The following is an 8,320-nucleotide window of genomic DNA, read 5'->3' as shown; positions in this document are numbered from 1 at the left end:
CCCGCCCCTGTGCGGCGCGCCCGCCGCGCCCGGCCCGCCGATCCCCGCGGACCGCCCGGGCCCCGTCTCAGTCCGTCAATCGCCGAGGACCACGTTCAGATGAATCGACTCATCGTTTCCGAACCATCGAAGTGCATCGGATGCAGGACCTGCGAGGTCGCCTGTGTTCTTGCGCATTCCCGCACGAATACTGTCGGCGCGATGTCGAAGACCGACTTCGCCCCGCGCCTGAAGCTGATCCGGACGCTGAAGATCTCGACGCCGGTGACCTGCCATCACTGCGACGACGCCCCCTGCCTCAACGCCTGCCCGGCCGGCGCGATCGTCTACCGGGCCGACACCGTGCAGGTCGACCAGGAGCGCTGCATCGGCTGCAAGACCTGCGTGGTCGCTTGCCCGTTCGGCGCCATGGACGTGATCAGCGTGCCGGCCACCCGTAGCTTCGCCGGCGTCCAGATCGCCAGCGGCACCAAGGCCGAGGCTCACAAATGCGACCTCTGCATCGGCCGCGAGGCGGGCCCGGCCTGCGCCGAGGCGTGCCCGACCAAGGCCCTGCACGTCATGGACGCCAACGCCCTCGAAGCCACCCGCAAGCTGCGCCAGGAGCAGGCGGCCCTCGAGGCGCCCGGGCTCGGCGCGGTCGCCTGAGCAACGCCCCCTTTCACACCGCGAGGTGACACCATGGAAAAGCACATCTCGGTCTGCCCGTATTGCGGATCCGGCTGCAAGTTCAACCTGCTGGTCGAGAACGACAAGGTCGTCGGGGTCGAGCCGCTGAACGGCGTGACCAACCAGGGCGAACTCTGCCTCAAGGGCTGGTACGGCTTCGACTTCATCAACGACACCAAGATCCTTACGCCGCGCCTGAAGCAGCCGATGCTGCGCGAGCGCCGCGACCAGCCGTTCCGCGCCGTGTCGTGGGACGAGGCGATCAGCTACACGGCGAAGCGCCTTTCCGAGATCAAGGCGAAGCACGGCCCCGATTCGATCATGATGACCGGGTCGTCGCGCGGCACCGGCAACGAGTCGAACTACGTCGCGCAGAAGTTCGCCCGCGCCGTGATCGGCACCAACAACATCGATTGCTGCGCCCGCGTCTGCCACGGCCCGTCGGTCGCCGGCCTGATGGTGACGCTCGGCAACGGCGCCATGTCGAACTCGATCTGCGAGATCGAGAACACCGACTGCATCCTGTGCTTCGGCTACAACGCGGCCGATTCGCACCCGATCGTCGCCCGCCGGATCATCAAGGCGAAGGAGAAGGGCGCCAAGATCATCGTCTGCGATCCGCGCTACATCGAGACGGCCCGCATCGCCGACCAGTGGCTGCAGCTCAAGAACGGCTCCAACATGGCGCTGGTGAACGCCTTCGCCAACGTCCTGATCAACGAGGGGCTGTACGACCGCGCCTACGTGGCGCGCAACACCGAGGGCTTCGACGAGTACAAGAAGATCGTCGCCAAATACACGCCAGAATACGTCGAGGAGATCACCGGGCTGAAGGCGTCGGAGATCCGCGAGGCGATGCGGACCTACGCCAAGGCGAAGACCGCCACCATCCTGTGGGGCATGGGCGTCACCCAGTGGGGCCAGGCCGTCGACGTGGTGAAGGGGCTGTCCGGCCTCGCGCTGCTCACCGGCAATCTCGGCAAGCCGAATGTCGGCGTCGGCCCGGTGCGCGGCCAGAACAACGTACAGGGCGCCTGCGACATGGGCGCGCTGCCGAACGTGTTCCCGGGCTACCAGCCGGTCGCCGACGCGGCGGCGCGCGACAAGTTCGCCAAGGCGTGGGGCGTCCCGAGCCTGCCCGAGAAGGTCGGCATGGCGATCACCGACGTGCCGCACGCGGCCGAGGAGGGCAAGCTCAAGTGCATGTACATCTTCGGCGAGGACCCGGCGCAGACCGAGCCGGACCTCGACACCGTGCGCAAGGGCTTCGAGGCGCTGGACTTCATCATCGTCCAGGACATCTTCATGACGAAGACGGCGATGTTCGCCGACGTCGTGCTGCCGGCCACCTCGTGGGGCGAGCACGACGGCGTGTTCTCGTCGGCGGACCGCGGCTTCCAGCGCTTCTACAAGGCCGTCAACGCCAAGGGCGACGTGAAGCACGACTGGGAGATCCACGGCCTGATCGCCACCGCGATGGGCTATCCGATGAAGTACACGAGCACGGAGGAGATCTGGAACGAGCTGATCTCGCTGTGCCCGATCTACAAGGGCGCGACCTACGAGAAGCTCGCCGGGCTCGGCTACGTCCAGTGGCCCTGCCCCGACGTCGAGCATCCCGGCACGCCGTGGCTCTACGAGGGCAACCAGTTCCAGACCAAGAGCGGCAAGGGCCTGCTGTTCGCCGCCGAATGGCGTCCGCCGCTGGAGAAGGTCGACGCCGAGTATCCGCTCGGCCTGTGCACGGTGCGCGAGGTCGGCCACTACTCGTGCCGCTCGATGACCGGCAACTGCAACGCGCTGGCGACGCTCGCCGACGAGCCCGGCTACGTCACCATCAACCCGAAGGACGCCGCCGAGGTCGGCGTCAAGGACCAGGAGCTGGTCTGGGTGCAGTCGCGTCGCGGCAAGGTGATCGCCCGCGCGAGCGTCACCGAGCGGACCAATGTCGGCGCCGTGTACATGACCTATCAGTGGTGGATCGGCGCCTGCAACGAGCTCACGGTCCATCACGTCGATCCGATCTCGAAGACGCCGGAGTACAAGTTCTCCGCCGTCCGGCTGGAGACGATCGCCGACCAGGTGTGGGCCGAGACTTACGTCCAGCAGGAGTACGGGGACCTCAAGGCCAAGCTCGCCCGTGCCGCGACGCCGGTCGCGCCCGTCCGCGCGCTCGAGCCGGCGGAATGACCGTCGCCTGAGCCGTCACCAGGCGGCGGCGCACGCGCCGTCGCCGATCCCGTCCCACACGCGGGACAGGCGACACCGGACCGGTGTTCGCAGGAGAAGCGGCATGCACGAGCTGACCATCTGCGACAGCCTGATCGGCATGCTGGCGGAAGAGCGCCGCCGGCGCGGCTTCCGCACCGTCACGCGCCTGCGGATCGAGATCGGCACGCTGAGCTGCCTCGATCCGGAAGCGCTGCGATTCGCCTTCGACGTGTCGACCCGCGAGACCTTCCTTCACGGCACCGTGCTGGAGATCGATCGGCCGCCCGGCCGGGCCACCTGCCTCGACTGCGGCGCCGACGTCGCCGTGTCGTCCCGCCTGGACGCCTGCCCGCATTGCGGCGGCGTTCGTCTCGACCCCCACGGGGGCGATCAGCTACGTCTGATCGAGATGGAGATTCTCTGATGTGCGAGCACTGCGGCCGCGATCACGCGCCGAAGCCCGAACCCGCCAAAACGTCCGCCCGGGATGGGCATCCACCGCACCGGCACGACGGCGCCGCGACGCCCGCTCACGCCCCGGCCGCGCAGCACGAGGCAGCCGGTGACGCTCCCTCGCGGGCGACCGCCGCCCCTACCGCTTGAGCCGAATCGACGCCGCCGGACCCGCCCCATGTGCATCGCCCTGCCCCGCCGGATCGTCGCCGTGGTCGACCGCGATCGCTTCATGGTTGCGCTCGCGCCCGAGGCGAGCGCCGGGCCCGGCGATGCCGACACCATCTCGGTGTCGCTGCTGGCCGATGGTCCCGCCGCCGCCGACGCGCTGGTCGGCGCCTGGGTGCTGGTGCATGCTGGTTTCGCCCTCGCCATCGTCGACGCGGAGGACGCCCGCTCGCGCCTCCAGGTGTTCGCCGCGATGCGCGGCGACTCGACCGAGATCGATTTCGGAGACTTCGCCGCCGTGACTGGGCGCGGCTCCGGGCCGCGCCCGACATAGAGGTTCCCCCGATAGGCCCCGATCTCGCCGCACATTAGAATAGGTCGCTCCGCGGGGAGCGCCCGGCTCCCGGAACTCACTCCAGCACGTCGTCATGCAAGAGAAACTCGAGTTCCTGCTGGCTCTCGCACGCGAGAAGCACTTCGGGCGTGCGGCCCAGGTCTGCGGCGTCTCGCAGCCCAATCTTTCGGCAGCGATCAAACAGCTCGAAAGCACGCTCGGCGTTCCTTTGGTGGACCGCGGTGCCCGCTTCCTCGGCTTCACGCCGGAGGGCGAGCGCGTGCTCGAGTGGGCGCGGCGGATCGTCGGCGACATGCGCGCAATGCACGCCGACGTCGAGACCATGAAGCTCGGCCTCAAGGGTCATCTGCGCATCGCCGCCATCCCGACCGCGCTGCCGGTGATCTACAAGCTCACCTCGGCGTTCTGGCTGCGCCATCCCGGCATCAAGATCTCGATCGCCTCGCACACCTCGACCGAGGTGCTGTCGCTCCTGGAAAACCTGGAGGCCGACGCCGGGCTCACCTATCTGGACAACGAGCCGGTCGGCCGCGTCGCCGAGGTGCCGCTCTATCGCGAACGTTATTATCTGGTGACGCCGGGCAACGGAAAGTTCGCCGGCCGCGCCTCGGTGACGTGGGAGGAGGCGGCCACGGTTCCGCTGTGCCTGCTCACCCCCGACATGCAGAACCGGCGCATCATCGACCGCATCTTCAAGGAGGCCGGCGTCGTCGCCGAGCCGGTGCTGGAATCGAGCTCGATCGTGGTGCTGGCGACGCATTTGCGCGCCGGCGTCCTGTCCACCGTGATGCCGCGAGCGATGGCCGAGGAGCTCGCCATGCCGAACGGCATCGTGGCGATCCCGATCGTGGCGCCCGACGTGTCGACCCTGATCGGCTTGGTCGTCGCCAAGCGCGACCCGCAGCCGCCGCTCACCGCCGCCCTCATCGCCGAGGCCCGCATGCTGGCGCCGGCGCTGTCGACCATGACCTGATCGACCCCGGCCACCGCTCCGATCGCAGATCGCCGCTGTCGACGATGACGGACGGTCCTCCGATATCGCGGAGGCCGGCGTTTCGGCATCTCGCAACCGCGAGAACACTTTTCCCTCCGGGACGCTCAGGAAGAACAAACACGTCGCATCGACCCACGATGCGACGGCGATCTCGCTTTTTCTCCGCGGATCTTGAGTTCCGCGGCGCGCGCCGCCTCTCTTGAGGGCGGCGGCAGCCCCGCGCGGCGGCGGCCCTGTCCCGAACGTCAACGACCGTCATCGAGAAAGAGCCGCATGCCGATGCCGCGATTTCGCTACTTCCCCGTCTCCTGGGTCGTCTCCGGACGGACCGTGGTGGTCGTCGGCGACGGCGAGGCCGCGCTGCAGAAGCTGCGCCTGCTCACGCGTACCGAGGCCCGGCTGGTGCTGTGCGGATCCGCTCCGATCCCGGCGCTCGCCGCGTTCGTCGCCGATCACGGCATCATCCGTGTGGCGGCGCCGGTCAGCCCGACGGTGCTGCACGATGCGTCGCTCATGTTCGTCGCCACGGGTGACGCGGAGGAGGACGCGCGGCTCGCCGCGCTCGCGCGCACCTGCGGCGTGCCCGTCAACGTCGTCGATCGCCCGCATTTGTGCGACTTCGCGACGCCGGCGATCGTCGATCGCGCGCCGATCTCGATCGCCATTGCGACCGACGGCCACGCGCCGGTGCTGGCCCAGATGGTGCGGGCCAGGATCGAGGCGCTGTTCGAGCCCTCCTTCGGCCGCCTCGCGGCGCTCGCCGAATCGCTGCGCGCGATCGTGCTGGACCGCCTGCCCGACAACGCGGCGCGCCGGCGCTTCTGGTCGTCGATCTTTTCCGGCCGCACGGCCGCAGCGGCCCTCGCCGGCGAGGACGACCGCGCCCGGGTGATCGCGCTGAAAACGCTCGCCGAAGCCGAGGCGGCGCCTGCACCCGGCGGAAAAGTCTTTCTGGTCGGCGCCGGGCCGGGCGCCGCGGATCTGCTCACGCTGCGCGCGCACCGCCTGCTGCTCGAGGCCGATGTGATCGTCCACGACGCGCTGGTGCCGGACGCCGTGGTCGCGATGGGCCGCCGCGACGCGACCCGCATCGCGGTCGGCAAGCACAAGGGGCCAGCGTCGGAGACAGCGCCGGACGTCGCTGCGCTGCTGGTGCGACTCGCTCGTGAGGGCCGCTGCGTCGTGCGCCTCACGTCCGGCGATCCGGCGGCAGCCGACCAGGGCGCCGAGGCGATCGCGATGCTGCGTGCCGCCGGCGTCGCGCACGAGGTCGTGCCCGGCATCACCGCGACGCGTGACATCGCCGCCGACCACACCGCGACCGGCGACGTCGCACCGGCCGCCGCCTGAGGGTCTCCCATGTCCAAGCGACCGAAGACGTTCCAGCCGGTGGTCGCGACCGCCAACGACCTCGCCAGCGGGGCGGTCGTGTTCCGCGACCGCGACGGCGCCTGGTCGCGCGACATCGCCGACGCCGAGGTCGCCGCGACGCCGGACGAGGCCGAGGCGCTGTTCGCGCGCGCCCGCGCCGACCAGGACGCCCGGCATCTCGTGGTCGACGTGGCCGCCATCGAGGTGGTGCGCGACGGCGCCTTCGTGCGTCCCGCCGCGCTGCGCGAGCTGATCCGCACCAGCGGGCCGACCATCGTGCTGCCCGCCGACGCGCCGCAGTCCGGCGCGCCCGCCGCCTGCCGCAACCCCGGCGCCTGAACCGGAGGAGCCCGATGTATCGCTACGACGAGTTCGACCAAGACTTCGTCCACGAGCGGGTCGCGGAGTTTCGTGATCAGGTCGCACGACGGCTGTCCGGTGAGCTGACAGAGGACCAGTTCAAGCCGCTGCGGCTGATGAACGGCGTCTATCTGCAGCTCCACGCCTACATGCTGCGGATCGCCATCCCCTACGGGACGCTGTCGTCGCGCCAGCTTCGTCTGCTCGCGACCATCGCGCGCGACCACGACAAGGGCTACGGCCACTTCACCACGCGGCAGAACCTACAGTTCAACTGGATCGCCCTGAAGGAGGTGCCGGACATCCTGGAGAAGCTCGCGGGCGTCGAGATGCACGCGATCCAGACCTCGGGCAACTGCATCCGCAACGTGACGGCGGACCACTTCGCCGGCGCCGCCGCCGACGAGATCGCCGACCCGCGGCCCTATGCCGAGCTCCTGCGGCAGTGGTCGTCCCTGCATCCCGAGTTCATGTTCTTGCCGCGAAAGTTCAAGCTCGCCGTGACGGGCGCGCCGCACGACCGCGCGGCGATCCAGACGCACGACATCGGGCTCCAGGTGACACGCGACGCGACCGGTGCGCTCGGCTTCGTCGTCTTTGTCGGCGGCGGCCAGGGCCGCACTCCGATGATCGCGCGAAAGCTGCGCAACTTCTTGCCCGAGGGAGATCTGATCGCCTACTGCGAGGCGATCCTGCGGGTCTACAATCTGGAGGGGCGGCGCGACAACAAGTACAAGGCGCGAATCAAGATCCTGGTGCATGAGACCGGCGAGGCGGCGTTCAAGGAAGCGGTCGAAGCCGAGTTCGCCGAGTTGAAGGGCAAGACATTGCGGCTGCCGGCCGACGAGGTCGCGCGCATTCGTGATTACTTCGTCCCGCCCGCCTTCGCGGCGCTGCCGGCCCACTCCGCCGTGTTCGATCGTGCCGTCGCGAGCGACCCGGACTTCGCCCGCTTCGCCGCCCGCAACGTGCACGAGCACACGGCGCCCGGCTACGCCATCGTGACGGTGTCGCTGAAGCCGGTCGGCGCGCCGCCCGGCGACGCGACGGCGGCGCAGATGGAGGCGGTCGCCGACATCGCCGCGCACTACTCCTTCGACGAGATCCGGGTGAGCCACGAGCAGAACCTGGTGCTGCCGCATGTCCGGCGCGACGATCTGCCGGCCGTGTTCGCCGCGTTGAAAGCCGCCGGGCTGGCGACGCCGAACGCCGGGCTCGTCACCGACATCATCTCGTGCCCCGGGCTCGACTACTGCGCGCTCGCCACCGCGCGCTCGATCCCGGTCGCCGAGCGGATTTCCGAGCGCTTCGCCGACCTCGATCGTCAGCACGACATCGGCGACCTGAAGATCAAGATCTCCGGCTGCATCAACGCCTGCGGCCATCATCACGTCGGCCACATCGGCATTCTCGGGCTCGAGCGCAAGGGCGAGGAGTTCTATCAGATCACGCTCGGCGGCTCCGGCGACGAGACCTGCTCCGTCGGCGAGATCGTCGGCCCGGGCTTCTCGTCGGCCACCATCGTCGATGCGATCGAGACCGTGGTCGACACGTATCTGACCCTGCGCACGTCGCCGCAGGAGACGTTTCTGGCCGCCTATCGCCGCATCGGCGAAGCGCCGTTCCGGGAGGCCCTCTATGCCGCCGCGGGATGAGACGACTCCGGCGGAGGTCGGGGATGGGCTCTTCCCCCCACCCCCGCCCCCTCCCCGCCACGCGCTTCGCGCGCGGGAGGAGGG

8 protein-coding genes are annotated in these 8,320 nt (G+C 69.4%); all 8 read left to right on the top strand.

Going from position 1 to position 8,320, the window contains the following annotated elements; genetic code table 11:
- Positions 1-201 precede the first annotated feature (201 nt).
- Entirely contained in the window at positions 202-648 is a 447-nt protein-coding gene (locus tag CCR97_RS10640; protein ID WP_244670374.1) for a 4Fe-4S dicluster domain-containing protein, read from the top strand.
- Between the two features lie 33 nt (positions 649-681).
- Positions 682-2,859 (top strand): formate dehydrogenase subunit alpha, encoded by a 2,178-nt coding sequence (fdhF, locus tag CCR97_RS10635; protein ID WP_111355466.1) that lies wholly within the window; start codon positions 682-684, stop codon positions 2,857-2,859.
- Positions 2,860-2,962: 103 nt separating this feature from the next.
- Positions 2,963-3,304, top strand: coding sequence for a hydrogenase maturation nickel metallochaperone HypA (hypA, locus tag CCR97_RS10630; RefSeq protein WP_111355465.1), 342 nt, complete (start codon positions 2,963-2,965; stop codon positions 3,302-3,304).
- A 207-nt stretch (positions 3,305-3,511) separates the two neighbouring features.
- A complete protein-coding gene (locus CCR97_RS10625; protein WP_170145683.1) occupies positions 3,512-3,835 on the top strand; it encodes a HypC/HybG/HupF family hydrogenase formation chaperone in 324 nt (107 codons plus the stop codon).
- 94 nt (positions 3,836-3,929) lie between these two features.
- Complete coding sequence (locus CCR97_RS10620) at positions 3,930-4,829, top strand: LysR family transcriptional regulator (RefSeq protein ID WP_111355463.1); 900 nt, start codon at positions 3,930-3,932, stop codon at positions 4,827-4,829.
- A gap of 294 nt (positions 4,830-5,123) precedes the next feature.
- Entirely contained in the window at positions 5,124-6,200 is a 1,077-nt protein-coding gene (locus CCR97_RS10615; RefSeq protein ID WP_201159483.1) for an SAM-dependent methyltransferase, read from the top strand.
- A gap of 9 nt (positions 6,201-6,209) precedes the next feature.
- The gene (locus CCR97_RS10610) at positions 6,210-6,560 is read left to right on the top strand and encodes a DUF2849 domain-containing protein (protein ID WP_111355462.1); all 351 of its coding nucleotides are present in this window, start codon (positions 6,210-6,212) and stop codon (positions 6,558-6,560) included.
- Between the two features lie 14 nt (positions 6,561-6,574).
- Positions 6,575-8,236, top strand: coding sequence for a nitrite/sulfite reductase (locus CCR97_RS10605; RefSeq protein ID WP_111355461.1), 1,662 nt, complete (start codon positions 6,575-6,577; stop codon positions 8,234-8,236).
- The last annotated feature ends 84 nt before the right edge of the window (positions 8,237-8,320 follow it).

Origin of the sequence: Rhodoplanes elegans (genome assembly GCF_016653355.1) — a bacterium.
GTDB classification, from domain to species: Bacteria; Pseudomonadota; Alphaproteobacteria; order Rhizobiales; family Xanthobacteraceae; genus Rhodoplanes; species Rhodoplanes elegans.
This window is presented reverse-complemented; position numbering and strand designations above follow the sequence as displayed.